This is a genomic window from uncultured Ruegeria sp., assembly GCF_947500045.1.
Lineage (GTDB): Bacteria > Pseudomonadota > Alphaproteobacteria > Rhodobacterales > Rhodobacteraceae > Ruegeria.
In genome coordinates this window covers 19,417-43,854 of sequence record NZ_CANMQQ010000005.1, presented here as the reverse complement: position 1 = coordinate 43,854, position 24,438 = coordinate 19,417, and the positions used below count along the sequence as shown (strand labels likewise).

Sequence of the window (24,438 nt, the reverse complement as noted above, 5' to 3'; positions counted from 1 at the left end):
CAGCTTCCGCAGGGGCAATCAGCCTACATGGAACAAAGTCGTGAATAATCGCGGGTCCAGACTGGCGGAATCGAATGTGGGGCCTTGGGTCAGAATCGATACCGCATCATGGCTGTGCAGGCTTTCCTGATGGCTCGCGATTACACGAAAATCACCGACGTGATGGTCCGCCTGCAACTCGGCACAGAACAGACGCGCGGCATCCTCAACAAAGATCGGATTGGCAGCGTTCAATTCGGCAAAGGCCTGTTCATCCTCACGTTTGACCATCACCTGAGTCTCGGTCGGAACCGCACGGCGGCACAGTGCGATCAGATCTTCGAACCACAAGCAATCCGCATTGCAATCGACCACAACCGAAATTCGGGCAACCGAGCGCTGCGAATGCGGTGTCGCCAACTGCCCGCGCGTCGCGCGTGCATGTTCGCTCAGTTCCAGTGAGCAGGGACAGGTCGAGGAATAGACATAGTCCAGATGCATGATCTTCAGACGCTCACCCCCGCGCTCTACCAGCTCCAACGCGATATCATAGTACTGATACCCGCTTAGGCTGGAACGCAGGCTTTCGATCCGATCTGGATAAGAAAACCGCATCTGAATGCGCGCATCAAAGCTGTCCAGATCAGTCATGTAATCGCTAAGCGCAGATTCCATGACCTCAAAGCTGAACGTACGCTCGGCGTGTTTATAGAACGAACGCATGATGCGGGACATGTTGATGCCCTTCTTTTCGGCCTCAAGACTGACTGAACCGGTGATCGAAGTCTCAAGCGTCAGGTCCGCCCCGTCCTTGCGATGGAACCGGATCGGCAGGCGGAAATTCGAGATGCCAACATGCTGAATCTGCTGTTTCGCCCCCCGGATCAGGCTGGATGGCCCATTTTGCAAATCGGGCAGCGTGGCCCGGTACTCTGCATCAGCCTTAAACCCTTCGGGGTACTCGCGCGACAAGGCAGGATAGTTTGATTGCGTCAGGCCCGGAACCAGCTGCGCCACTGCAGGGTCAAGCTGGCTGATTTCCGCAGCCGTGGCCGTTTTCGCCCACTCACGCAAAACCTTCAGGGCCTCGGCGGCCTGATCGTGATCAGGGGTGTCGTCGATATCGCGCGGATGAACATTCATTGGCACGTGTCCCTTTCTAGGCCGCAAGACTATATACGACCAAGCTTATTTTTCCAGCCCAAGGTGATGCGCGAGAATAGCAGCCCGGATCGAATTTTGGGTGCGAAAACCGCCGTTTTTCAACCAAAATCGTCCGACCAAGCGGTTCAGCGCCATCTGGCCACACTTCATGGCAACGTCTCTAACCCTGAGAGGTCGCCAATGCGCGTTTAATATCCGCCAACAAATCGCCCGCATCTTCAAGCCCAACAGACAGCCGGATCAGGCCCGGAGTGATGCCCAGCTCATCCCGTTGTTCGTCGCTCAGGCGCTGATGTGTGGTCGTGGCCGGATGGGTTGCAATCGACTTGGAATCGCCGAGGTTGTTTGAGATCACCGGGATGGTCAACGCATTCAGGAATGCAAACGCCCCGGCTTTGCCGCCCTTGATATCAAGCGACAGCACAGTCCCCCCATTGCCGCCCAGCTGATCCTGCACCAACGCGTTCTGCGCATGGGTTTTCAAGCCGGGATACAACGTCCGCGCAAGCGCTGGATGCCCTTCAAGCGCCTCAGCAATCTTCTGCGCGCTCTGCGTTTGTGCGTTCACGCGCAGGGCCATGGTCTCAATCCCCTTGAGCATGATCCAGGCGTTAAACGGGCTCAGCGCGCCGCCGGTATGTTTCAGATAAGGTTCGACCGTGCCGCGAATGAATTCTTTGGTGCCGATGATCACGCCGCCCAGCGCACGGCCCTGCCCGTCGATGTGCTTGGTGGCCGAATATACGACCACATCCGCGCCCTGCTCGATAGCGCGGGAAAACACTGGCGTGGAAAAAACGTTATCCACGACGACAACGGCGCCAACCGCATGGGCAATTTTTGATACAGAAGCAATATCGATGACTTCAAGCGTCGGATTCGACATGGATTCGAAGAACACGGCCTTGGTATCGGGCCGCATCGCAGCTTCCCAGGCGTCCAGATCGGTGCCGTCAACAAAAGTCACCTCAACGCCGTATCGGGTCAGGATATTCTCAAGGATATACAGGCACGATCCGAACAGCGCTTTGGCTGAAACAACGTGGTCCCCCGCTTTCAGCATCGATGTCAGCGCCCCATTCACCGCAGCCATGCCCGATGCGGTTGCAAAGGCGTCCTCGCCCCCTTCCAGGGCCGCGATACGCTGCTCGAACATTGAAACCGTGGGGTTGCCATAGCGGGCATAGATGAACTCATCTGGGCCGCATTCCAAAAAACGGGCTTCGGCCTGTTCGGCATTTTCGTACACAAAACCTTGCGTCAGAAAGATCGCCTCGCTGACTTCGTTATACTGGCTCCGGCGGATGCCGCCATGGATGGCTTGGGTGCGTTTGTTCCAGCTCTCGCTCATGTCATTCCTTTCAGCCCCGCTTGGGAGGCAAACAAAAAACCCCAGACGCGGCCAAGCGAAAGGGGTCTTTCATCCTGACCTTTTAGCGGTGTTGTTTAACGTGGCCCGCAATCCGGTAACAAATCGCCACTTGATGAGGATGCATTTACGCCCGGTCCCAGATCACGTCAAGACCGGCTGCACCAAGGTCACGCTTTCGTAACACACCTGCGCGCCCTCTTGCCGAACGCGCTGAAACCTCCATGATCGCGTCCAGTTTGAGGAGATGACATGATCGACTTATATTTCTGGCCCACGCCCAACGGCTGGAAAGTGTCCATCGCTTTGGAAGAGATGGAGCTGCCCTATAAAACCCACCTGATCAACATCGGCCAGGGCGACCAGTTCGCCCCCGAGTTCCTTAAGATCGCCCCCAATAACCGGATGCCCGCCATCGTCGATCCAAATGGACCCGGAGGGACGCCGGTATCTGTATTCGAAAGCGGCGCGATCCTGATGTACCTCGCCCGAAAAACCGGACGCTTCTATGGTGAAACTGAACGTGACCGGATCGCTGTCGAAGAATGGCTGATGTGGCAGATGGGCGGTGTCGGCCCGATGGCGGGACAAGCGCACCATTTCCTGAAATACGCACCCCAGCTGGACCCGCCGCAAGACCTGCCCTACCCCAAGGATCGCTATCGGGCCGAAGTCGGACGTCTTTACGGCGTTCTGGATCGCAGGCTGGCCGAGAACGAGTATGTGGCGGGAAATTTCTACTCCATCGCCGACATGTCAATTTGGGGCTGGGCCAGCCTTTGGGAAGGGCAACAACAGGTGCTGGAAGACAAGCCTCACTTTACCCGCTGGTTGGAAACCGTAAGCTCCCGCCCCGGTGTGCAAGCAGGCCGCGCCTTGCACGCTGAATTGCGGGGCGACCATCGGGATAAACATGCTCAGGGGTTTTTATTCAAACGATAAATGTTATCAACATCCATTGGACATTTCCTACCAAGGTAAAGGAACTGAGTACCCGACATGCTGCGCATCGTCCTGATCTTCGCCATCACAGCGATTGGCATATTGATTTGGGCAAACCCCAAATCCCTGATGTCCTCTCCAGGTTTCGAACCAGGAACCCTGCGCCTAGAAGACATGACCTGGCCCGAGGTTCACGCGGCAATCGAGGCTGGCTACCGGACTGCAATCATTCCCACCGGAGGAACCGAACAAAACGGCCCACATGCGATTCTGGGCAAACACAATTATGTGGTTGCCCACACCAGTGACCGGATCGCCCGGACGCTGGGGCATACTCTGATCGCGCCCGTCATCGCTTATGTACCGGAAGGCGAGTATGGACCGAACCCTACAGGCCATATGAAGTGGCCCGGCACCTTGACCCTGCCTGAACCCGTATTCGAACAGGTGTTGGAAGCCACCGTTCACAGCCTTGCCACCCATGGTTTCAACGAAATCCTGCTACTGGGTGACAGCGGTGGGAATCAGCGAGCACAAGCCAACGTCGCCGCATCGCTGAACCATAACTTCGCCGAAGAAGGCATTACCATACGCCATGTCTCGGACTATTACGGCAACAATGGGCAGGCTACGTATCTGCTGCAGAACGGCTTTGCCGAAGCCGAAATCGGCGATCATGCCGGGTTAAGAGATACATCTGAATTGCAATTCACCCACCCCGCCGGGATTCACACCGAAACGACTCCCGTGCCACCCAAGTATGTGGCGGGGCATAGTGGCAGACCTGATCTGGCAACCCGCAGCCTTGGCGAAATCATGATCCAATTCAAAATAGACGCGGCCCTTGCTCAAATCTCACTTATGCGCGCAGCCGCGCCCTGATCGCGCATGAGACCAAGTCGTATCTGGAATTCTGCACGGAATGCGCATTCACAACATCTTTGATCGCAATTCCCACTGGAAACACTCAACGCCCTTCACTAAGGAAGAAATCGACAATCGCAAAAGGAAGACGCACGCAATGGCAAAGATCACCTATGTCGAGCATGGCGGTACCGAACATACAGTCGAGGTCGCCAACGGACTGACCGTCATGGAAGGGGCCCGTGACAACAATATTCCCGGCATCGAAGCCGATTGCGGCGGGGCCTGCGCCTGCTCAACCTGTCATGTCTACATCCACCCGGATTGGGTCGAGAAAATCCCGGCAAAGGACGACATGGAAGAAGACATGCTGGATTTCGCCTACGAGCCTGACCCGGCCCGCTCGCGCCTGACCTGTCAGATCAAGGTCACCGACGCGCTGGAAGGTTTGATCGTTCAGATGCCGGAAAAACAAATCTGATGCCTCTCAAAGCGCCGCGTCTGCCCATCCACCTAAGGCAAGGTTGGGCACGCGGCGCGCTATTGGCGTTTTGTCTATGGATGGCGGGATCATGGCCCATGGCCAGCGCTAACACCATAGTATCCGCCCGTTTCACCGAACCGACAACACGCTATACACACGGCGTTCTGGGCGACGCCATCGAATACGGTTCCTTGGAAATCATCGTCGACACTGAATCTTCTCTGAGCACCTCACGGACAAACGCGATCTCGAATCGTTCGGTTATAACCATTCATTTGCCCGAAGACCGTGTGTTCGAAGATCTTTCACCTCGTTTGGCCGACGTTGATCAGGATGGATTGCCAGAGATCATCGTGGTGGAAGCACACCAACAAACCGGTGCACAACTGGCAATCTACGACACCAGAGGTCAAAAAATCGCCGCCACGCCGCATATCGGCACGCGCAATCGCTGGCTCGCCCCCATCGGCGCCGCCGATCTGGATGGCGACGGCCATATCGAAATAGCTTATATCGACCGCCCGCATCTCGCCAAAACCTTGCGCATCTGGCGCTACGATAATGGCGCACTCACTGAAATCGCCAGTTTACCCGGTCTCACCAATCACCGGATCGGAGAGGATTTTATCTCCGGCGGCCTACGCCTGTGCGAAACGACCCCCGAATTGATCCTGGCCAACTCAGACTGGTCGCGGATCATCGGCATTTCGTACAATAATGCCTGGCAACGCAAAGACCTCGGCCCCCTCAACGCCCGCCAAAACCTCGCCTCTGCACTAGAGTGCTGATCCGCACTTCATCTGGCTAAAAATACCTTGGGGGTGAGGCCATGGCCGAGGGGGCAAAGCCCCCTACACCTGAAATTTCAAGGCAGGCGCAGCCCGGCAATCAAATCACAGAGCGCGCCAACCAATATCGCGCCGATAGAAACCTTCGGGCCAATCCACCCGGTCGACCATCGCATAAGCCCGGTCGCGCGCCTCTTGCAGAGTGTCGCCACGCGCGGTCACATTCAGAACGCGGCCACCCGAAGCCTGAATCTGCCCATCAACCGCCTTAGTCCCTGCATGAAAAACCATATTGCGGCTGTCCTCGACCAGCCCATCCAGCCCATTGATCACGCTGCCTTTTTCATAAGATCCGGGATAACCCTTTGCGGCCAACACAACGGTGATCGCGTGATCATCAGCCCAGTTCACGCGCGTTTCAGCCAATCGGCCCTCAGCCGCAGCATGCAACAGATCCATGGCCTGCGCCCCCAACCGCATCATCAGAACCTGGCATTCCGGATCCCCAAAACGCACATTGTATTCCACCAACCGTGGTTGACCATCCTTGATCATCAGCCCTGCATAAAGCACCCCCTGAAAAGGGGTGTCACGCCGCTTCATCTCGGCCACTGTCGGGCGTACGATCTGGTCCATTGCAAGCGCCTCAATCTCGGCACTCAAAACCGGGGCAGGAGAATATGCCCCCATACCGCCGGTATTCAACCCGGTATCTCCTTCACCGACACGCTTATGATCCTGAGCAGTGCCAATCGACAGGATATCCTCACCATCACAAAGCACGAAAAGCGAAGCCTCTTCGCCTTCCATGAACTCTTCTATGACGACCTCAGCCCCAGCACCGCCAAAGGCACCGCCGAACATATCGTCAATGGCATCCAGCGCGGATTGCTCATCCATTGCGACAATCACGCCCTTGCCGGCGGCCAGACCATCAGCCTTGACCACAATCGGGGCACCTTGTGCACGGATATAGGCCTTGGCAGGCTCTGCCTCTGTGAACCGGGCATAAGCTGCCGTCGGTGCACCTGACGCGTCACAGATTTCCTTCGTGAAACTTTTCGAGGCCTCCAGCCGCGCGGCCTCGGCGGACGGTCCAAAGACCAAAACGCCCGCTTCGCGCAAACGATCGGCAACCCCCGCCGCCAAAGGCGCCTCGGGGCCAACGATGACGAAATCAATGGCGTTTTCCTCGGCAAAGCTGACGACCGTCCCACCATTCTCGATATCCAGCACGGCGCACTCCGCTATCTGGGCGATCCCGGCATTGCCCGGTGCCACGATCAGTCGATCACATTTCGGGTTCTGCATCACTGCCCAAGCCAGGCTGTGTTCGCGTCCACCGCTGCCGAGGATGAGGATATTCATGAAACGCTCCGATCTGCTTGGCCTTGCCGTCGCGGCGTTCTAAGCTGCGCAGACATCTGACACAAGGCGCTGAAATGTCCGACCTGCTCGACGATCCCATTCCCGGCCAAAATACCCCCGAATATACAGTCTCGGACATCTCGGGTGAGGTGAAACGCACGCTGGAAGGCACCTTTGGACGAATCCGTGTGCGTGGTGAGGTCGGGCGCGTGTTCAAGGCACGCTCAGGGCATCTCTATTACGACATAAAGGACGACCGGAATGTTCTGGCCTGCACCACTTGGAAAGGTCAGGTCTCGGCGCTGTCGGTTGTCCCTGAAGAAGGGCTCGAAGTTGTCGTCACCGGACGCCTGACCGCCTTTGGAGCCCAATCAAAGTACAATTTGAACGTCGATGAGGTCGCGGTTGCCGGGCAAGGCGCGCTGATGGCGTTGCTGGAAAAGCGTAAGAAACAGCTTGAAGCCGAAGGTTTGTTTGCACCCGAGCGCAAGCAACCCCTGCCCTATTTGCCGCAAATCATCGGCGTGGTCACCTCGCCCTCTGGTGCGGTGATCCGAGATATCCTGCATCGCCTGCGTGATCGCTTTCCGCGTAAGGTCCTGATCTGGCCTGTCGCGGTTCAGGGTGCAAATTGCGCCCCTGAAGTGACCCGTGCCATCGAAGGGTTCAACCAGCTGACCCCAGGAGGGGGTCTTCCCCGACCGGATTTGATCATCGTCGCGCGCGGAGGCGGCTCGATCGAAGACCTGTGGGGATTCAACGAAGAAAGCGTCGCCCGTGCCGCTGCAACCTCGGATATCCCACTCATCTCAGCCGTGGGCCACGAGACCGACACCACCTTGATCGATTATGTCTCGGACCGCCGCGCACCGACACCAACCGCCGCCGCCGAACTCGCTGTGCCCGTCCGCATTGAGCTGCTTGCGTGGACCGGCGAACAAGGTGCGCGCTTGTCGCGTTCTGCTACGGACGCCGTGCAACGCCGCAGCCAGCGACTGCGCGACTTGTCCCGCGCATTGCCGCGCCCTGATACATTGCTAGAGAACCCACGCCAAAGGCTCGATCAAATCTCGGAACGCCTGCCCAACGCGCTGATCCGGGGTGTTCAGAACCGCCGCGTCAAATTGCTGGACAGCGCGGCCCGCCTGCGCCCCGCGACGCTGCGCAGCTTCGTCGAAACTCGCCGCGACCGCTGGCGCAACCTGTCCTCACGCCTGTCGCTGCGTCCGATCCAGCGCGAGGTGGAAACGCGCCGCGATAGCCTGAACCGGTTGACCGAACGCTTGAACGCAGCGCAAACCACAAGGCTGGAACGTCTGCGCCAGCAAATTGAGGCCACCGATCGTTTGCGCGAAACGCTCAGCTACAAAGCAACACTCGGGCGTGGTTACGCCGTCGTACGCGCCGAGGGCGAGGTTATCACCACCAAGTCTCAGGCCGCGGGCCACACGGTGCTTGAGATCGAATTCACCGATGGTCGCCTCCAGACCGGAGCGCAGGGCAAAACACCATCCAAAAAAACCAAACAAGCACCACCAGATCAGGGGTCGTTGTTCTGACCGATGCTGACAATCTGGGGCCGCAAAACATCATCCAATGTTCAGGCCCTGATGTGGTGCGTGGGTGAGCTTGGCCTTGAATACCAACGCCACGATCTGGGCCACCGGTTCGGTGGTCTGGACAGCCCCGCGTTTCAAGCTCTGAACCCAAATCGAACCATTCCTGTCCTGCAGGACGGCAACAACGCACCACTTTGGGAAACCGGAGCCATCCTGCGCTATCTGGCTGCCCAATACGGCGATGAGGTCTTCTGGCCATCTGAACCCCCGCGCCGCGCCGAGATCGACAAATGGGCCGAGTGGGCGAAACTCAACATTGCAATGGCGTTCACCGTACCGGTGTTCTGGCGTTTGGTCAGAACACCCACAGCACAGCGAGACGAAACAGCAATCCTGCAAGCCGTCACTGATTTGGAATCCAAGTTGAAGATCGCGGACGCACAGCTGGGTGAAACGCGTTATTTGTCGGGTGACGAGTTTACTCTGGCAGATATTCAGCTTGGCCACATTCTTTACCGATATTATGACATCGACATAGACCGCGCTGCCCTGCCTCATCTTCGTCGGTACTACGAAACACTGACCGAAAGACCGGAATTTCAGCGCCATGTCATGATTGAATATGAAGAATTGCGACCACGCGAATCCTGATTTCAGACCCCGACATCCGGCCCATAACACAGCATTTCTTCCCCGACATCCTCGGCCTCATACAGTTCTGTTGCCGTGGGATCGCCCTCAAACTGTGCCGTCAACCCGCCACCGGATTGCGAAAACACCCAACATTGCGGGTCCAGCCGATCCTCGTACAGGAAACAAATCTGGTTTTCTTGTTCATACCAGACCCCCTCAACGCAATTGCCATCCAGAAAAGACCAGATGACACGGCGATTGGGAAGATACCGCTCGACCCCATAGACCCGCCCGTCGAACCCGTAAAACAAGGTCTTTCCGCGCGTATACGCATCGAACTCGGCGCCAGACAAAGGCGACTGCGCCGCAACCGGTTGCGTGACAAGCGTCAATAGAATCAAAGCAGTCCTGAACATGCTCATATTCTGTCAGATGCTGCCCCCCGGTGCCATTCAACCTTTCAGGATCCCGCTGTTTCCAGATAACTCAACGTCACACCTTGATGCGCCGCCATGATCACGGCGAGATTGCTGAATAAATATCGTGGGATCATCGGGGACACAGTATGACAACATTCCTCTTCTGGGCCGCAACGGCCTGCGCGCTGGCATACTGGCCTCTAACCGCGCGCCCTGCGGGATCCCTGCGCAGCGCATTGAAAACCGCATCTGTCGCCCTGCTTGCCGGTGTCGCCGTGTTGGGAAACGCCCCATGGCTGCTGGTTCTTGCCCTCGCGCTCTGCGCAATCGGCGATGCGCTCCTCTCGCAGGAAACTGATGCCACCTTCATGGCAGGCATTGGCGCATTCGCCACAGGGCACCTGGCCTATGTCGCCCTGTTCCTCACCTACCCCGACAGCAACCCCACCCTGATCTTCGATCAGCCTGTGATCTTCTGGTCGCTCATCGTTTTGGGCATCGTGATGGCCACACTTCTGGCCCCCCGCGCCGGAGACCTCAAGGCCCCCGTCCTTGCCTATATTCCGATCATCCTTGGCATGGGCATCACGGTTCTGGCCCTTCCCGATACCGGCGCGTTACGCTGGGCGCTACCCGCGGCATTGGCCTTCATTGCATCAGACCTGATACTCGCGACCGAAAAGTTCCTGCTGCCCGCCGATCACCCGTCCCTGAAACTCACGCCTTACATGGTCTGGCCGCTTTATTGGGGGGCACAAGCCGGGTTCCTGATCGCCTTCACCTGACCCTTTGCAACTGCCGCCATTCCGCATTAGGTGAGGGGAACACCTGCGGAGACCAAAAATGGCGTTTTTCTCAAAGCTCAAGGACAAGCTGTTCAAATCTTCATCGCGCCTCGAAGAGGGGTTGGATGCGATTATCGAAGACGGCGGCGAGGAAACCCCAACACCCGACCCGGTGATCCCCGAGCCAGAGCCCGAACCGCAACCGGTCCCCGAAGTGCCAGTGCCCGCGCCCGCGCCACTACCGGTCGAACCTCCCACACCTATCCCGGCTGATCCCACACCACCTCCACCACCGCCAGAGGTTTCGGATTCCAAGGGTTTGCTGGGTCGACTGTTCAGCCGAAACGAGTCCAAATCCGTTGTCCGCCGCACGCTGGACGACGACATGCTGGAACAGCTCGAAGAGCTTCTGATCGCATCCGACATGGGTGTCGATACCGCCTTGCGCGTCACCGCCAACATGGCCGAAGGACGCTTTGGCCGCAAACTCTCGACCCAGGAAGTCAAACAGTTGCTGGCACAGGAAGTCGCCCGCGTGATGGAGCCCGTGGCCAAACCGATGCCCATCTATCCCAAACGCCCACAAGTGGTGCTGGTTGTCGGCGTCAACGGCTCGGGCAAAACCACGACCATCGGCAAACTCGCCAGCCAGTTCAAAGCCGCAGGCAAAAAGGTCGTCATCGCCGCCGGAGATACCTTCCGCGCCGCCGCCGTCGAACAGCTACAGGTCTGGGGCGACCGCGCGGGCGTGCCGGTTCTAACCGCCCCCGAAGGCTCTGACCCAGCCTCGCTCGCATTTGACGCCCTGACCAAAGCGCAGAACGAAGGTGCCGATCTGTTGATGATCGACACCGCAGGTCGCCTGCAGAACCGCGCCGATTTGATGGAGGAGCTGGCCAAAATCGTCCGGGTCATCCGCAAGGTCGACGACACAGCCCCCCACAACACTTTGCTGGTTCTCGACGCGACCACTGGCCAGAATGCCCTCAGCCAAGTTGAAACCTTCCGCAAACTCGCGGACGTCTCGGGCCTCGTGATGACCAAACTGGACGGCACTGCCAAAGGTGGCGTGCTGGTAGCGCTCGCCGATAAGTTCGGCCTGCCGATCCACGCCATTGGCGTTGGCGAACAGATCGACGACCTCGCGCCCTTTGACCCCGAAGAATTCGCCGCTGCCCTTACTGGTCTGCAAACCTGATCCGACACTTCATCTGGCCCAAAATACCTCAGGGGTCGCCAATGTTGCGCCATTGGTTCAAGAAACAAGGGCGACGGGCAGAGCCCCCGGCCTCTCCACCCAAGCGAAGGCCCTGATTTGAGCGACTGGCTAATCTCACTAGAAGGTACCGAATCCGGTCACCAACTCGCTCTCGGCCTGGCGCTGATGGCCGCCTTCCTGCACGCCGTCTTCGGCGCGCTGCAAAAGGGCCGTCACGACCCTTGGATGTCACGTGGCGCCATCGACGCCTGCTATTGCCTGATGGCCGCCCCTTTTGCGTTCTTCGTTGTCCCGTGGCCCGAACCTTATATGTGGCCTATCTTCGGCGTCGTCTGGGTGATCCACATTGGCTACAAAGTCCTGCAGGCCATGGCCTACACCAAAGGCTCTTATACCGTCGTCTACCCGGTCGTCCGCGGCACCGGTCCACTGTTCACCGTGATTGGGGCCTACCTGCTGTTCGGCGAAACCTTTTCAGCCGTCCAATGGCTAGGAGTTGCAACGCTGCTTGCAGGTATCTTCGGGCTCGCCGCCTATAACTTGCGCTATCTCGAAACCAACCGCGAAACGCTGCACATCGCCCTGTTGCTGGCCCTCGCGACCGGCCTCTTTGTTGCGCTCTACACCACCTATGACGCCTATGGCATTCGCGCCACAGCCGACCCATTCACCTTTCTTGCGTGGTTTTTCATGATCGACGGGGCTGTCATGCCGATCTATGCCGCGCTCAGATATCGCGCCATGACCCACCGCCCCGCACTCGGCCCGCTCATGCTACGCGGGCTGGCAGGTGGCATTATCGCCCCGTTGTCCTTCGGCTCCATCATGCTCGCCACCCGGCTCGACAAAGTCGGAGAGGCGGCGGTGCTGCGCGAAACCTCCACCGTCTTTGCCGCCCTCATCGGCTGGTTGGTACTGAAAGAAACCGTCGGCCCCAGACGCGTCGCATTGATGGCATTGATTGCACTCGGCGCAGTAATAGTTGAAATGGGCGGGTAAACAGCAGGTCGGAATCATGGCAGAGAAAAAAGACATCAACCCTTTCCTCAAACAAGTGTTGGAACTTGGGCCTCCGCTCGCCTTCTTCTTCATCTACCTGCGCCTGCGCGATGACACTTTCGTGATCGGCGGCACCGAGTATTCGGGTTTCATCGTCGCCACAATCCTGTTCGTACCGCTGATGCTGGCCGCAATGGGCATCCTGTGGTACCTCACGGGCAAGCTCAGCCGGATGCAGATCTTCACCGCGTTCATGGTGATTTTCTTCGGCGGCCTTACCGCCTGGTTCAATGACGAGCGGTTCTTCAAGATGAAAACCACCCTGGTCTATGGCTTCTTTTCCATCATCCTCGGCATCGGCCTTTTACAGGGAAAGTCCTACCTGGCTTACGTTCTGGACGAAATGCTGCCTATGCGCGATGAGGGCTGGATGATCCTCACCCGTCGCCTGAGCGCTTGCTTTGCGGTGCTGGCCGTCGCCAACGAGCTTGTCTGGCGCACGATGTCGACGGACCTCTGGGTCAAGATCGAGACATTCGGCTTTCCCATCGCGCTGATGGCGTTCCTGATGATGCAGTTCAACGTGCTGCAAAGCTACATGGATGATCCCGATCAGCAATAAGCACCCTGCCTAAACGTAACATGCGAACAAAATTTCTTGGCATAAAGGTCAAGCTGTGGAAAGCTGGGTCACCACCCACACCACTCAACTACCGGAGACGATCGCCCGCATGATGGCCTTTCCCAATAGTGGTTTCCTGTCCGAAGCCTCTGAAGAGCTGCGCGCAATGCTGGCAGCCCTGGCCACCGAGGTCAAACTTGACCGAGCCCAAACACTGTTTGAACAGGGCGATGAAGGTGACGCACTTTATGCGATCCTCGGAGGCACACTTGAAGTTTCTTTTCTTGCCATGAGTGGGCGGAAACTGTCGCTCAGCCTGATGCGCCCCGGTGAGGTTTTTGGGGAAATCGCCCTTTTTGACAACGGCCCTCGCACCGCAACGGTAATGGCTGCCGAACCTGCCGAGGTGCTCAGGGTCAGGCGGCGGGATGTGATGGCCCAAATCCGGCAGCATCCTGACCTTGCCGTCGATCTGATCCGGCTCGCTGGGGTGCGCATGCGATGGATGGGTGGTCAATTGAACGAGCAGGTATTCCTGCCCATGCCCATCCGACTCGCACGCAAACTGCTGCATCTGGTGGGGCAGCAGGACACACCCAATGCACGGATCACGCTGTCGCAAAGTGAACTAGCTGAATTCGTCGGTGCGACACGCGAAGCTGTGTCAAAGACCATATCGGCATGGAAACGCGACAATGTGGTCGAGGCTTCGCGCGGAGGGCTGCAGATCCACGACTTCGATGCGCTACGTCAACTGGCCGAATCCGACTTGATCTAAAACCCATGCAGATGTGATCCGCTTCACATACGCGGCTTCACGATTGCCGTAAGGTCAATCCTGTTACCGTAGGAGGTCGGTTTTATCATCCCCGATATCTGTCCACCGACCTCTCCCTGTACAAGAGCCATATGCCTTCCCCGGCATATGGCTTCTTTCTTAACAAAGTATTAAATCGCGCCCAATTAATGTTGGATCACTTCTTCGTATCCTCTCTGTTCGGTCGAATGCGAAAACAGATGCGCCTGTTTCAATCATTTCCGGAAACGCCGTAAAAAAAGGCCGGGGTCATCGCCCGGCCTTTTGATTCCACATGTGTTGTCAGGGTCTATTCTTCCAGACTCAGCGCCACGAACCGAGGTTCCCCACCGCGCCGCACAAGCAGCAGCAGTGATTTGCGACCAGCCTCACGCGCCTCTTCCATCCGCGCTTCAAGATCAGCGATCGAGGTCACCTTCTGCTGCCCCGCCTCGGTGATCAGGTCACCGGCGCGCAGGCCTTTCTCAAAGGCTTCTGAAGAATCATCGACATTGGTGACCACCAGACCCTCGGCGTCAGCATCCAGACCCAGCTCTTCGCGCTGGCTGTCACTTATGGGGGCGATGGTCAGGCCCAGAATATCCTTGTCTTCTTCTGCAGGCGCTTCGGCTTCTGGTTCATCACCGTCTTCTTCGGCACGCTCGGCGTCCTCGCGGCGGCCCAACGTCACCAGTACGGTTTGGGTGCCACCCTCACGATGCACGACGATACGTACGGATTTGCCGACCGTGGTCTCACCAACCTGCCGCACTAGGCCGCGCGTATCTTCCACATCGACACCGTCGAAGCTGATGATCACATCTCCGGCCAGCAAACCCGCTTCCTTGGCCGGGCCTTCAGGCACATCACTGATCAAGGCGCCGCCGGGTTTATCAAGACCCATTGCTTCGGCCATGTCCTCTGTAACGTCCTGAATACGCACGCCCAGCCAGCCACGGCGGGTTTCCCCAAATTCGCGCAGCTGATCCACGACCTTGATCACCACGTTCGAAGCCATCGAAAACCCGATCCCGATCGAGCCGCCATTGGGTGACAGGATCGCCGTGTTCACACCGATCACTTCGCCATTCATGTTGAACAACGGACCGCCCGAATTCCCTCGGTTGATCGCAGCATCGGTCTGAATGTAATCGTCATATGACCCGCTCAGCGCCCGGTTCCGGGCCGAAACGATCCCGGCCGAGACCGAAAACCCCTGCCCCAACGGGTTGCCCATCGCGATCACCCAGTCACCCACACGGGCAATGTCGCTATCGCCGAATTGAACATATTTCAGAGGCCCGTCAGCCTCGACTTTCAGCAAGGCGATATCGGTTTTTTCATCTTTTCCGATGACCTTGGCGACCAGTTCTTCAGCAGGCTGTCCATCACCGGGAAAGAACTCGACCAGAATCTCATCAGCTTCGGCAATGACGTGATTGTTCGTAACGATATAGCCATCCTCCGAGATCACAAAACCTGATCCCAGCGCATTGCTGCGGCGCGGACGGTTTTCGTTATCACCGCCATCGCGATCCTGAAACTCGCGGAAAAAGTCCTCGAACGGAGAGCCTTCGGGCACGATCCCCTGAGGGCCGGTCTGTCCTTCGATCAGAGTGGAGGTGGTGATATTGACCACTGCCGGACTGATCTGCTCGGCCAATGGCGCCAGGCTTTCATTGCGCGCCTGCGCAGCCACGGATTGCGCCAGAACCAGCAGCACTCCCACAAAGGCCAGCCACATAAGCCGCATCATAACTAAAACATCGTCCCGCCGGACGGACACACTGCGCGCTTTCGCCTGCACTTGGGGTCTCCTTGTCGACAATTCTTTTGCGGGCGACCAATTTTCACCCTTCTTGGCAACCAATGTAGTCAGTTTGACCCAGCCCGCAACTCGGGATCGCGGGGAAATCACCGGCAAGTGAAGCACCTGCATCAAAATCCAACCTGATAAGCACCCCACAGCAGGATCAGCCCGCTGATTACACAAAGCAGCCCAGCCAGGCGTCGCGCCTGTTCCGGCAGGGTCCGCAGTGCTTCTAACATGCGTTCAATAAGCGAAGGGGCCAGCGCATAGGCCAGCCCCTCGACAATCAGCACCAGCCCAAAGGCCAGAAGGATCATTCCCATTACTCAGATACCGGGGCCGCAGCCCGCCCTGTGGGCGATCCAAGATAGTTGAAGAACTCTGAATCCGGGCTCAGTACCAGCGAACTGTTTCCGCCCTGCAGGGCATTTTCGTAGGCTGTCAGCGAGCGGTAGAACTCAAAGAACTCGGGATCGGCACCGTAAGCTTCGGCAAAGATCGCGTTCCGTTCAGCGTCAGCCTCACCACGGGTAATCTCAGCCTCACGCCGCGCATCCGACACCAGTTCGACCACGGTCCGGTCGGCCTGCGCACGCACACGCTGCGCCGCCTCGTTACCACGGGCACGTTCGTCTGTCGCTTCACGCTCCCGCTCGGCCTTCATACGGTCAAAGGTCGCTTCAAGGTTGGCCTGTGGCAGATCAGTTGCCTTCAGCCGCACGTCGATGACGGTCACACCCAGCGCGCGTGCCTCGGCAATCGCGCTATTACGGATACGCAACATCAGCGCGGCCCGGTCAGAGCTCAGGATATCGCGGGATGAAACCGAACCCAGCACTTCGCGGGTTTCGGCACGCAGAATGCGATCCAGACGATCCTCGGCCACCGAGATGCCGCCGACACCAACGGCTTGACGGAACTGCTCAAGATCCGAAATCCGGTAGCGTGCGAAGGCATCGACCACCAGACGGCGATCATCAAGCGGCGTGACCTCCAGCGGCTGCACGTCGATAGATAGGATACGGTCATCATAGCGGACAACTTCCTGAATAAGCGGAAGCTTGAATGCAAGTCCCGGCTCTTCCTTGACCGCCACGACCCGACCAAATTGCAGAACCAGAGCACGCTCGCGTTCGTCCACAATGAAAATCGAGGACAAGAGACCGACGATAGCGATGAAAACGATCGGTAGAATAAATGTCGCTTTACGCATCAGTTCCCCTCCCCGGCTGAGTTACGACGCAGCTCGTTCAGCGGCAGATAAGGCACGACGCCCTGCCCTTGACCGCCCGAGTTCTGGTCCAGAATAATCTTGTCGACGTCACCCAGAATCTGCTCCATCCGCTCCAGATACAGACGCTTTCGGGTCACATCTGGCGCTTTGGAATATTCTTCGAGAACCGCGCTAAAGCGGCTGGCCTCACCCTGAGCACTGTTGATCTGCTGGGCACGATACCCTTCGGCTTCTTCCAGAATCTGTGCCGCTTCACCACGCGCCTCGGCCAGCACGCGGTTGGCATAGGCGTCAGCGACGTTTTGCAGTCGGTCACGTTCTTGCGCGGCGGCCTGAACATCCCGGAACGCAGCAATCACGTCCTGCGGTGGATCAGCTTTATCAAAGTTCACGCGGACAATGTTTACGCCAGAGTTATAGCTGTCCATTGTGGACTGTATCAACTCTTGCAGGCGCTCAGCGATGATGCCGCGATCTCGGTTGAGGATCGGTGCCAGCTCACTTTGCGCGATAATTTCGCGCATAGCTGATTCCGACACGGCCTGGATCGTAAGTTGCGGATTACGCAGGTTGAACAGATATTTCGCTGGATCGTTGATGTTCCAGACAACCTGGTAATCGATATCGACGACGTTTTCATCACCTGTCAGCATCAGGCCATCGTCGCTGCCGCGCGCACCACCCATATCTTCGTTTCGTTCACTGGTCACCGCGATAACCTCGGCGGTCACAAGCGGCCACGGCGCGAAGTTCAGACCCGGATTTCCAACGGCCGAGAATTCACCCAGGAACAACTCAACCGACTGCTCTTCAGGCTTGACGGTATAAAAACTCGCCAGCCCCCACAAACCGGCCGCTACAAGCAATCCGATTGCAATGGTCCCTTTAGTAAACGCCGGACCACCGCCGCCGCCCGAACCATTGGTGCCTCGGCCACCGCCGCCACGACCGCCCATCAGGACGCGCAGCTGCTCTTGGCCTTTCTTCATCAGCTCATCGATCTCGGGGATCTGCGGGCCATCGTTTTCAGGGGGCTTGCGCCCATCCCCGTTGTTACCCCGATTTCCTCCGCCACCAGAAGAGCCTCCGCCCCCCCAGGGGCCGCCGCTGTTGCCCGCCATTTGTGTCTTTTCCTTTGTCTAGGCCCGTGTGATCACGGGGTCCCTTGTAACGTGTGTGCGCGCGCTTGCAAATCAAGCCGTGCGTACAGGTTGCCGCATTGTCACCAGTTCTTCGGCCATCACCGGATGAACCGCAACCGTACGATCGAAATCTTCCTTGGTCGCGCCCATCTTAACGGCGATACCGGCCATCTGGATCATCTCACCTGCGCCAGGTGCCACGATATGACATCCCAACACCTTGCGCGTCGCCTGCGACACGATGAGCTTCATCAACACCCGCTGCGAGCCGCCCGCAAATGACTTTTGCATAGGCTTGAACGATGTCGCATAGACCTCGATCGGTTCCTGCGCCGCAGCCTCTTCTTCGCTCAGACCCACGGTGCCCATTTCCGGCTGGGTGAAAATCGCGGTTGGGATTAGTTCGTGATCCACTGGTGTCGGATTGCCTTTGAAGACGGTTTCAACAAAGGCCATGCCTTCGCGGATCGCGACCGGTGTCAGGTTCACCCGATCCGTCACATCACCAATCGCATAGATCGAAGGTACGCCGGTCTGGCTGTACGCATCCACGATGATCTCGCCCTTGCGACCGCGTGCAACGCCCAAGGATTCAAGCCCCAGATCATCCGCATTGGGTGCGCGACCCGTCGCATACATCACCACATCGAACCGGTCTTCGCTGCCATCGGTGGCTTTGACACGGACTTTGTCGCCGTCCTTGGCCATCTCAACGACGTTGGTTTCCAGCCGGACATCGATGCCATTATTGCGCATCTCATCGCAGATCAGGCCACGGGCCTCTTCGTCAAAACCGCGCAGGATTTGCGTGCCGCGATAGAACTGAGTGGTCTTCACCCCCAACCCATTCATGATCCCGGCAAACTCACTGGCGATGTACCCGCCACCAACGATCAAGATGGATTCGGGCAGTTTCTCCAGATGGAAAATCTCATTCGAGGTGATCGCCAGGTCCGAGCCCGGAAATTCGGGCACAACCGGGCGTCCGCCGGTGGCGATCAGAATGTGTTTGGCGGTCTTGCGGGTGCCATCAGCCAATTCGACAGTATGCGGATCAACCACGCGGGCCCGCTGATCAAAGCTTTCGACGCCATTGTTCTTAAGGATATTGCGATAGACACTTTCCAGCCGGTCCAACTCGGCCACCAGCTTGTCGTGGAAGATATTCCAGTCGAAGGCGCCGGCCCGGATGTCCCAGCCAAAGGCCTGTGCATCGCCAACCATCCCGGAAAATTCGCTGGCAAAAACCATCAGTTTCTTGGGCACACACCCCCGGATCACGCATGTTCCGCCGTAACGATCCTCTTCCGCCAGCGCCACCTTGGCCCCGTTCTCGCCCGCCGCCACGCGTGCCGCGCGGACCCCGCCCGAGCCACCTCCGATGACGAACAGATCATAGTCAAAGCTCATACATACGTTCCTTTATTTACCGCTTGGCAATATTTCATTGGATATCTGGGCGCGAAATCCAAACAGCCAACCCCCCAAGGGTCGAAATAGCGTTTTTTCTTCCGCTGCTTACCGCAACACTTGTTCCAACCCTAGTCCGCCAGATCAGAAAACAGGTTGTCCCCGCCTTCACCCGGCATATCTGTTAGAACGGTGCCTTCATTAAGGTCGCGGAGCTCTACCCGACCATCACCATAGCCGACAATGACCTTGTCACAGATATCGATGAACAACCCGTTCTCAACCACGCCAGGGATCTGGTTCATCACCAGCGCCAACTGCCGCGCGTTGCCGATCCGCTTGAGATGCAGATCCAGAATGTGATTGCCTTCATCCGTGACCTTGGGGGCCTCTCCATTCATACGCAGCGTGACCGAAGTGCCAAGAACATCCATCGTGTCCAGTGTCTCTTCGATCAGCGTGCGTGTGGTCTGCCAGCCAAATGGGATCACCTCTACCGGTAAGGGGAACGCGCCCAGCGTTTCCACCTCTTTACCTGCGTCGGCGATCACCACCATCTGATCACTGGCCGTGGCCACGATCTTTTCCTGCAGTAACGCGGCACCGCCACCTTTGATCAGGTTGAATTCCCCATCGAACTCATCCGCGCCATCGATTGTCAGATCCAGCCATCCGGCCTGATCCAATGAGATCACCTCGATCCCCTCTTCCCGCGCCAATTGTGCTGTCGCGGTCGAGGTTGGAACACCTCTGATCGTCAACCCCTCGTCGCGCACCCGCTCACCCAGGCGCTGAACCAGCCATGCAGCGGTCGATCCGGTCCCCAGACCCACGCGCATTCCACTTTGAACAAGTTCAGCAGCGTGGCAGGCCGCAACGTATTTCGCTTTGTCGATGGGCGACAAATCCTTGGTCATAGCAGCTTCCCCTCAGAATACTGACGGACTTATACGGAATGCCCAGCACAACTGCGAGAGGCAATTCACCCCGCAACTGCGCAATCATGTCGCTGAGCGACGAGTTTCCTATAGGAAACGTCGCAATCAGCCCCTATACTGCGCATCAAACACCCTAGATAGACGCCATGGATTCGCCTTACCGCCTTCATTATGCCCCCGACAACGCCTCGCTGGTGATCCGACTGGCGTTGGAGGAGATGGATTTACCCTACGAGACCGCGCTGGTCGATCGTACCCTTAACGTACAGGACAGTGTGGCCTACCGCGCCTTGAATCCCAACGGGCTGATTCCTGTATTGGAAACCTCGCAGGGACCGCTTTTTGAGACTGCCGCAATCCTGCTGTGGCTGGCCGATGCCCATGGGGCTATGGCACCCGCTGCAGGCAGCCCTGATCGGGCGGCGTTCCTGAAATGGCTGTTCTTCGCTTCCAACACGGTGCACGCGGATTTACGTATCCTCTTCTACCCTGAGAAATACGTCGCCGCAGCACAGGCCGAGACATTGCGCGCCGGAATTCGCCCCCGGTTGCGCCAACATCTGCGTCTGCTGGATGCCCTGGCCCAAGAGGCACCTGATTGGTTCAGTGCGCAGCAGCCCTCGGCTCTGACAATATACATTGCCTGCATGATGCGCTGGATGGCGCTTTATCCGACGCAGGCTGATCGCAGCTGGTTTCAACTGGCTGATACGCCGTATCTGCAAAAAATACTGCAGCAACTTGAAATGCGCCCGGCAACCCGCGCGGCCATCGCCGCCGAGGGGCTGGGGGTGACACCCTTCACTTCTCCGACTTACGCCAATCCTCCAGAAGGTTCAGCTACCTGACATGTTTCTCTCTGTATTCGATATGTTCAAAGTGGGCATCGGCCCGTCCTCGTCACACACCATGGGCCCCATGGTGGCTGCCGCGCGGTTCCTTGACCTCATGCGCGCCTCGCCGTTTGAATTCGCGGGCCTGCGCGGGTCGTTGCACGGCTCGCTGGCCTTTACAGGTGTGGGGCACGCCACAGATCGCGCCACGATACTGGGGCTCGCCGGATTTGTTCCCGATACCTATGACAGCAACAAAGCTGAGGCCGCGCTGGCTGCAATAGCCGAGACGCACACGGTGACACCCGAAGGTCTTCCAACCCTGAGCTTCGACCCCAAGACCGACCTGATCTTTGACTACGATACCAACCTACCCGGCCACGCCAACGGCATGATCCTGATGGCCACCGACGCGCAGGGCGATGTCATCCTACGACAGGTCTACTACTCGATCGGTGGCGGATTTGTCCTGACCGAAGAAGAACTGGCCGAAGGTAAAGCGACCGAAGAGGGCGATCCGATCCCTTTCCCGTTCAAATCGGCTGCCGAAATGCTGCAGATGGCCAAGGACACCGGCAAGTCCATCGCGCAGATGAAGCGCGAAAATGAAATTGCACGCGGGTGCCCGGACAGTTTTGCCAAGGGCTCGGCCCGTCTGTGGCAGGTCATGAACGATTGCATCGAACGCGGCCTGAAAACCGATGGCATCTTGCCCGGAGGCCTCAGCGTGCGCCGTCGCGCCAAGGGGATTCACGATGCCCTGCTGGCGGAACGTGGCATGAACCTGAACGCGCCACACACGATCAACGACTGGATGAGCGTCTATGCGATGGCGGTGAACGAGGAAAACGCAGCCGGCGGCCAAGTCGTCACGGCACCTACCAATGGTGCAGCGGGCGTTTTGCCATCGGTTCTGCGGTATTATCTCGACCACGTTCCGGGCGCATCTGAAAACCATATCGAGGACTTCCTGCTTACGGCGGCAGCCATTGGCGGGTTGGTCAAGTTCAACGCTTCGATCTCGGGGGCCGAGGCAGGATGTCAGGCCGAGGTCGGCAGCGCCTCTGCCATGGCGGCGGCTGGTATGTGTGCCGTCATGGGCGGTACGCCCGAGCAGGTGGAGAACGCCGCTGAAATCGCGCTGGAACATCATCTCGGCATGACGTGCGATCCGGTGGCGGGTCTTGTGCAAGTGCCCTGTATCGAACGCAACGGCCTTGGCGCGATCAAAGCTGTCTCGGCGGCATCGCTTGCCTTGCGCGGTGATGGCAAGCACTTCATGCCGCTGGATTCTGCCATCGAAACCATGCGCCAGACCGGCGAAGACATGCACAAGAAATACAAAGAAACATCGTTGGGTGGTCTGGCCGTCAACGTGCCGAACTGCTGAACTTAGCTGATACTTAGATATTTTCAGGCGTTGGGCACGCACCTTCAGTGCGCACCGCCTGAGCATCGTTTCAATCCTTTCCACCTTGCCGCGAAACCGCTAGCGTCGCGCGCATGACACAGGATCGTCCCGTTTTTGGCATCGTCTTGATGCTTGGTTTTTGCGTGCTCGCACCGCTTGGTGACGGGATGGCAAAGCTGTTGGGCGAAACCACGGCCTTGGGCCTGCTGGTCCTCGTTCGGTTCGGGATACAGGCGGTAATCCTCATTCCGCTGATCGCGGCTACCGCCAGGCCCTGGCGCATGACACCGCGGCTTGTGCGATTGATCGCGATCCGAACGGCCCTCCACATCGTCGGGATCGCTGCGATGTTCACAGCACTCAGGTACATGCCATTGGCTGACACTGTTGCAATCGCCTTTGTCATGCCATTCATCATGCTGTTGCTCGGAAAATACGTGTTGGGAGAACAGGTCGGTCCCCGTCGGCTGGCCGCTTGCGTTGTTGGCTTTGTTGGCACCCTGCTTGTCATCCAGCCCAGCTTTGCAGAGGTGGGCGCACCTGCGCTGCTGCCCCTGATTGTTGCGGTCGTCTTTTCCCTGTTCATGCTGGTAACTCGACAGATCGCCAAAGAAACTGACCCGATCTCGCTTCAGGCTGTTTCCGGCGCAATGGCAACCGCTTTCCTGCTGCCGATCATTCTTTTGGGATCGTGGGCTGACTTGCCGGGGTTCTCCCTGTCCATGCCATCAGGAGACACGTTCTGGCTGTTGCTGGGCATCGGCGTACTGGGCACCGTTGCGCATTTGCTGATGACGTGGTCGCTGCGCTATGCACCGTCGGCCACATTGGCACCTATGCAGTATCTTGAAATCCCGGTCGCCACCCTCATCGGTTGGCTGATCTTTCACGACCTGCCCAACGGACTGGCAGCACTTGGCATTGGTATCACAATCGCCGCCGGTCTTTATGTCATCCTGCACGAGCGGGCCAACGCCCGGTCTGGCCCGACTGAAACGCCTGCATGACCTGATCCAGCGCGGCGCGCGGCAGAATCGTCAGCAGGCCCGGCCCGTCCACCTCAAGCGTGACGGAACCCAGCGCCCGGTTTGAGGTTCCAACCTGCCCGTCAGGCATCAACACCAGATCGTCGATCGACCATTCCAACCCGTTGCTGCGCCCGGTCACCCGGCGCAACGGGAACAGGGACACCGTATTTCCGGCAGTCAGGTCCAGACTGATCCGAGGCGGTGCATGAAAAATCACCTCGCGTGCGCCCAGCAAAATGCACGGCCGGTCCTGCAATCGAACCAGCGTGCTGAATGCGGCCAACTGATGATCGACGCGCGCGCCCAGAAACCCGGCGGCCAGCACTACGGGTGAACAGATGCTACGCAGCGCCTTGTCAAAATCTGTGCTGTTCTGCTCGGAAATCGGGAACAGCCGATCACACGGAATTTGCGCCCGATACTCTGCCGTAATCGAGTCGAAATCGCCGATCACAGCGTCCGGAACCCGACCCGAATCAATCAGCGCAGCCGCGCCTCCATCTGCTGCTACGGCGCATTTGACGCGATTCAGCACCAGATTCACGTCCTCAGAGTTGATTTCACCGCCGCCAAACAGCCCAATTGGCTCGTTATCCCGAACAATCACCCCAGATTTCACAAGATTGACCATAATTCCCGGTT

At 58.0% G+C, this 24,438-nt stretch carries 25 protein-coding genes and 1 riboswitch; of the genes, 14 read left to right on the top strand and 11 right to left on the bottom strand.

Translation table 11 applies throughout. The features are described from left to right. Positions 1-18 precede the first annotated feature (18 nt). Positions 19-1,122 (bottom strand): GTP cyclohydrolase FolE2, encoded by a 1,104-nt coding sequence (gene folE2 / locus Q1B46_RS10255; protein ID WP_299663647.1) that lies wholly within the window; start codon positions 1,120-1,122, stop codon positions 19-21. Between the two features lie 181 nt (positions 1,123-1,303). Beyond that, on the bottom strand, positions 1,304-2,494 hold the full coding sequence (gene metZ / locus Q1B46_RS10250) for an O-succinylhomoserine sulfhydrylase (RefSeq protein ID WP_299947648.1): 1,191 nt from the start codon (positions 2,492-2,494) through the stop codon (positions 1,304-1,306). Between the two features lie 62 nt (positions 2,495-2,556). Next, positions 2,557-2,634: riboswitch (SAM riboswitch) on the bottom strand. 130 nt (positions 2,635-2,764) lie between these two features. On the opposite strand from metZ, the gene Q1B46_RS10245 reads away from it, so the two are divergent. The 4 genes from Q1B46_RS10245 (at position 2,765) to Q1B46_RS10230 (ending at position 5,590) form a co-directional block, all read left to right on the top strand. Beyond that, complete coding sequence (locus Q1B46_RS10245; protein ID WP_299947646.1) at positions 2,765-3,454, top strand: glutathione S-transferase N-terminal domain-containing protein; 690 nt, start codon at positions 2,765-2,767, stop codon at positions 3,452-3,454. A gap of 57 nt (positions 3,455-3,511) precedes the next feature. Beyond that, entirely contained in the window at positions 3,512-4,336 is an 825-nt protein-coding gene (locus Q1B46_RS10240; protein ID WP_299947644.1) for a creatininase family protein, read from the top strand. A 139-nt stretch (positions 4,337-4,475) separates the two neighbouring features. Next, positions 4,476-4,799 carry a 2Fe-2S iron-sulfur cluster-binding protein gene (locus tag Q1B46_RS10235; protein ID WP_299947642.1) on the top strand — a complete coding sequence of 108 codons (324 nt, stop codon included), beginning with the start codon at positions 4,476-4,478 and terminating at the stop codon, positions 4,797-4,799. Positions 4,800-4,879: 80 nt separating this feature from the next. Further along, positions 4,880-5,590 carry a VCBS repeat-containing protein gene (locus tag Q1B46_RS10230; protein ID WP_299948011.1) on the top strand — a complete coding sequence of 237 codons (711 nt, stop codon included), beginning with the start codon at positions 4,880-4,882 and terminating at the stop codon, positions 5,588-5,590. 105 nt (positions 5,591-5,695) lie between these two features. Here the strand turns inward: Q1B46_RS10230 and purD are convergent, their stop codons facing one another. Beyond that, entirely contained in the window at positions 5,696-6,958 is a 1,263-nt protein-coding gene (gene purD, locus Q1B46_RS10225; RefSeq protein ID WP_299947640.1) for a phosphoribosylamine--glycine ligase, read from the bottom strand. A 74-nt stretch (positions 6,959-7,032) separates the two neighbouring features. Between purD and xseA the strand changes: the two genes are divergently transcribed. Next, complete coding sequence (gene xseA, locus Q1B46_RS10220) at positions 7,033-8,517, top strand: exodeoxyribonuclease VII large subunit (RefSeq protein WP_299947638.1); 1,485 nt, start codon at positions 7,033-7,035, stop codon at positions 8,515-8,517. Positions 8,518-8,520: 3 nt separating this feature from the next. Further along, positions 8,521-9,168: a glutathione S-transferase family protein gene (locus tag Q1B46_RS10215; protein WP_299947636.1), complete on the top strand. Its 648-nt coding sequence runs from the start codon at positions 8,521-8,523 to the stop codon at positions 9,166-9,168. A 2-nt stretch (positions 9,169-9,170) separates the two neighbouring features. On the opposite strand, the gene Q1B46_RS10210 is transcribed toward Q1B46_RS10215, so the two are convergent. Continuing rightward, entirely contained in the window at positions 9,171-9,566 is a 396-nt protein-coding gene (locus Q1B46_RS10210; RefSeq protein ID WP_299947634.1) for a hypothetical protein, read from the bottom strand. 149 nt (positions 9,567-9,715) lie between these two features. On the opposite strand from Q1B46_RS10210, the gene Q1B46_RS10205 reads away from it, so the two are divergent. The 5 genes from Q1B46_RS10205 to Q1B46_RS10185 all read left to right on the top strand — a co-directional run bounded on the left by Q1B46_RS10205 (position 9,716) and on the right by Q1B46_RS10185 (position 13,972). After that, positions 9,716-10,354, top strand: a complete 639-nt coding sequence (locus Q1B46_RS10205) for a lysoplasmalogenase (RefSeq protein WP_299947632.1) — start codon at positions 9,716-9,718, stop codon at positions 10,352-10,354. Positions 10,355-10,412: 58 nt separating this feature from the next. Then, positions 10,413-11,552 carry a signal recognition particle-docking protein FtsY gene (gene ftsY / locus Q1B46_RS10200; protein WP_299947630.1) on the top strand — a complete coding sequence of 380 codons (1,140 nt, stop codon included), beginning with the start codon at positions 10,413-10,415 and terminating at the stop codon, positions 11,550-11,552. A gap of 117 nt (positions 11,553-11,669) precedes the next feature. Continuing rightward, positions 11,670-12,572 (top strand): EamA family transporter, encoded by a 903-nt coding sequence (locus tag Q1B46_RS10195; RefSeq protein ID WP_299947628.1) that lies wholly within the window; start codon positions 11,670-11,672, stop codon positions 12,570-12,572. A gap of 16 nt (positions 12,573-12,588) precedes the next feature. Continuing rightward, positions 12,589-13,194 carry an inner membrane-spanning protein YciB gene (locus Q1B46_RS10190; RefSeq protein WP_299663666.1) on the top strand — a complete coding sequence of 202 codons (606 nt, stop codon included), beginning with the start codon at positions 12,589-12,591 and terminating at the stop codon, positions 13,192-13,194. A 109-nt stretch (positions 13,195-13,303) separates the two neighbouring features. Beyond that, the gene (locus tag Q1B46_RS10185) at positions 13,304-13,972 is read left to right on the top strand and encodes a Crp/Fnr family transcriptional regulator (RefSeq protein ID WP_299947626.1); all 669 of its coding nucleotides are present in this window, start codon (positions 13,304-13,306) and stop codon (positions 13,970-13,972) included. Between the two features lie 328 nt (positions 13,973-14,300). On the opposite strand, the gene Q1B46_RS10180 is transcribed toward Q1B46_RS10185, so the two are convergent. The 6 genes from Q1B46_RS10180 to rpiA all read right to left on the bottom strand — a co-directional run bounded on the left by Q1B46_RS10180 (position 14,301) and on the right by rpiA (position 20,503). Further along, a complete protein-coding gene (locus Q1B46_RS10180; RefSeq protein ID WP_299948009.1) occupies positions 14,301-15,746 on the bottom strand; it encodes a Do family serine endopeptidase in 1,446 nt (481 codons plus the stop codon). Between the two features lie 182 nt (positions 15,747-15,928). Continuing rightward, entirely contained in the window at positions 15,929-16,123 is a 195-nt protein-coding gene (locus Q1B46_RS10175) for a DUF2065 domain-containing protein (protein ID WP_299663668.1), read from the bottom strand. Next, entirely contained in the window at positions 16,123-17,013 is an 891-nt protein-coding gene (locus Q1B46_RS10170; RefSeq protein ID WP_299947624.1) for a protease modulator HflC, read from the bottom strand. Before Q1B46_RS10170 ends, Q1B46_RS10175 begins: the two co-directional genes overlap by 1 nt. After that, positions 17,013-18,155: an FtsH protease activity modulator HflK gene (gene hflK, locus Q1B46_RS10165; RefSeq protein ID WP_299947622.1), complete on the bottom strand. Its 1,143-nt coding sequence runs from the start codon at positions 18,153-18,155 to the stop codon at positions 17,013-17,015. The genes Q1B46_RS10170 and hflK overlap by 1 nt, the downstream gene beginning before the upstream one ends. A gap of 72 nt (positions 18,156-18,227) precedes the next feature. Next, positions 18,228-19,586 (bottom strand): glutathione-disulfide reductase, encoded by a 1,359-nt coding sequence (gene gor, locus Q1B46_RS10160; protein ID WP_299947620.1) that lies wholly within the window; start codon positions 19,584-19,586, stop codon positions 18,228-18,230. 131 nt (positions 19,587-19,717) lie between these two features. Next, positions 19,718-20,503, bottom strand: a complete 786-nt coding sequence (gene rpiA, locus Q1B46_RS10155; protein WP_299947618.1) for a ribose-5-phosphate isomerase RpiA — start codon at positions 20,501-20,503, stop codon at positions 19,718-19,720. 167 nt (positions 20,504-20,670) lie between these two features. Between rpiA and Q1B46_RS10150 the strand changes: the two genes are divergently transcribed. The 3 genes from Q1B46_RS10150 (at position 20,671) to Q1B46_RS10140 (ending at position 23,775) form a co-directional block, all read left to right on the top strand. Further along, positions 20,671-21,372: a glutathione S-transferase family protein gene (locus tag Q1B46_RS10150; protein WP_299947616.1), complete on the top strand. Its 702-nt coding sequence runs from the start codon at positions 20,671-20,673 to the stop codon at positions 21,370-21,372. A 1-nt stretch (position 21,373) separates the two neighbouring features. Then, positions 21,374-22,747 carry an L-serine ammonia-lyase gene (locus tag Q1B46_RS10145; protein ID WP_299947614.1) on the top strand — a complete coding sequence of 458 codons (1,374 nt, stop codon included), beginning with the start codon at positions 21,374-21,376 and terminating at the stop codon, positions 22,745-22,747. 113 nt (positions 22,748-22,860) lie between these two features. After that, positions 22,861-23,775, top strand: coding sequence for a DMT family transporter (locus tag Q1B46_RS10140; protein WP_299947613.1), 915 nt, complete (start codon positions 22,861-22,863; stop codon positions 23,773-23,775). On the opposite strand, the gene Q1B46_RS10135 is transcribed toward Q1B46_RS10140, so the two are convergent. Beyond that, positions 23,720-24,427, bottom strand: coding sequence for a thiamine diphosphokinase (locus Q1B46_RS10135; RefSeq protein ID WP_299947611.1), 708 nt, complete (start codon positions 24,425-24,427; stop codon positions 23,720-23,722). The two genes, Q1B46_RS10140 and Q1B46_RS10135, sit on opposite strands and share 56 nt — an antisense overlap. Between the last annotated feature and the right edge of the window lie 11 nt (positions 24,428-24,438).

Bases quoted from the DNA above. Each gene is read 5' to 3' on its own strand.
- Q1B46_RS10145 (WP_299947614.1), top strand. From the start codon at position 21,374: ATGTTTCTCTCTGTATTCGATATGTTCAAAGTGGGCATCGGCCCGTCC.
- Q1B46_RS10245 (WP_299947646.1), top strand. From the start codon at position 2,765: ATGATCGACTTATATTTCTGGCCCACGCCCAACGGCTGGAAAGTGTCC.
- hflK (WP_299947622.1), bottom strand. From the start codon at position 18,155: ATGGCGGGCAACAGCGGCGGCCCCTGGGGGGGCGGAGGCTCTTCTGGT.
- Q1B46_RS10140 (WP_299947613.1), top strand. From the start codon at position 22,861: ATGACACAGGATCGTCCCGTTTTTGGCATCGTCTTGATGCTTGGTTTT.
- Q1B46_RS10205 (WP_299947632.1), top strand. From the start codon at position 9,716: ATGACAACATTCCTCTTCTGGGCCGCAACGGCCTGCGCGCTGGCATAC.
- Q1B46_RS10210 (WP_299947634.1), bottom strand. From the start codon at position 9,566: ATGTTCAGGACTGCTTTGATTCTATTGACGCTTGTCACGCAACCGGTT.
- Q1B46_RS10135 (WP_299947611.1), bottom strand. From the start codon at position 24,427: ATGGTCAATCTTGTGAAATCTGGGGTGATTGTTCGGGATAACGAGCCA.
- Q1B46_RS10185 (WP_299947626.1), top strand. From the start codon at position 13,304: ATGATGGCCTTTCCCAATAGTGGTTTCCTGTCCGAAGCCTCTGAAGAG.
- metZ (WP_299947648.1), bottom strand. From the start codon at position 2,494: ATGAGCGAGAGCTGGAACAAACGCACCCAAGCCATCCATGGCGGCATC.
- Q1B46_RS10230 (WP_299948011.1), top strand. From the start codon at position 4,880: ATGGCGGGATCATGGCCCATGGCCAGCGCTAACACCATAGTATCCGCC.
- xseA (WP_299947638.1), top strand. From the start codon at position 7,033: ATGTCCGACCTGCTCGACGATCCCATTCCCGGCCAAAATACCCCCGAA.
- Q1B46_RS10190 (WP_299663666.1), top strand. From the start codon at position 12,589: ATGGCAGAGAAAAAAGACATCAACCCTTTCCTCAAACAAGTGTTGGAA.
- Q1B46_RS10240 (WP_299947644.1), top strand. From the start codon at position 3,512: ATGCTGCGCATCGTCCTGATCTTCGCCATCACAGCGATTGGCATATTG.
- Q1B46_RS10150 (WP_299947616.1), top strand. From the start codon at position 20,671: ATGGATTCGCCTTACCGCCTTCATTATGCCCCCGACAACGCCTCGCTG.
- rpiA (WP_299947618.1), bottom strand. From the start codon at position 20,503: ATGACCAAGGATTTGTCGCCCATCGACAAAGCGAAATACGTTGCGGCC.
- Q1B46_RS10180 (WP_299948009.1), bottom strand. From the start codon at position 15,746: ATGATGCGGCTTATGTGGCTGGCCTTTGTGGGAGTGCTGCTGGTTCTG.
- Q1B46_RS10170 (WP_299947624.1), bottom strand. From the start codon at position 17,013: ATGCGTAAAGCGACATTTATTCTACCGATCGTTTTCATCGCTATCGTC.
- gor (WP_299947620.1), bottom strand. From the start codon at position 19,586: ATGAGCTTTGACTATGATCTGTTCGTCATCGGAGGTGGCTCGGGCGGG.
- ftsY (WP_299947630.1), top strand. From the start codon at position 10,413: ATGGCGTTTTTCTCAAAGCTCAAGGACAAGCTGTTCAAATCTTCATCG.
- folE2 (WP_299663647.1), bottom strand. From the start codon at position 1,122: ATGAATGTTCATCCGCGCGATATCGACGACACCCCTGATCACGATCAG.
- Q1B46_RS10175 (WP_299663668.1), bottom strand. From the start codon at position 16,123: ATGGGAATGATCCTTCTGGCCTTTGGGCTGGTGCTGATTGTCGAGGGG.
- purD (WP_299947640.1), bottom strand. From the start codon at position 6,958: ATGAATATCCTCATCCTCGGCAGCGGTGGACGCGAACACAGCCTGGCT.
- Q1B46_RS10235 (WP_299947642.1), top strand. From the start codon at position 4,476: ATGGCAAAGATCACCTATGTCGAGCATGGCGGTACCGAACATACAGTC.
- Q1B46_RS10215 (WP_299947636.1), top strand. From the start codon at position 8,521: ATGCTGACAATCTGGGGCCGCAAAACATCATCCAATGTTCAGGCCCTG.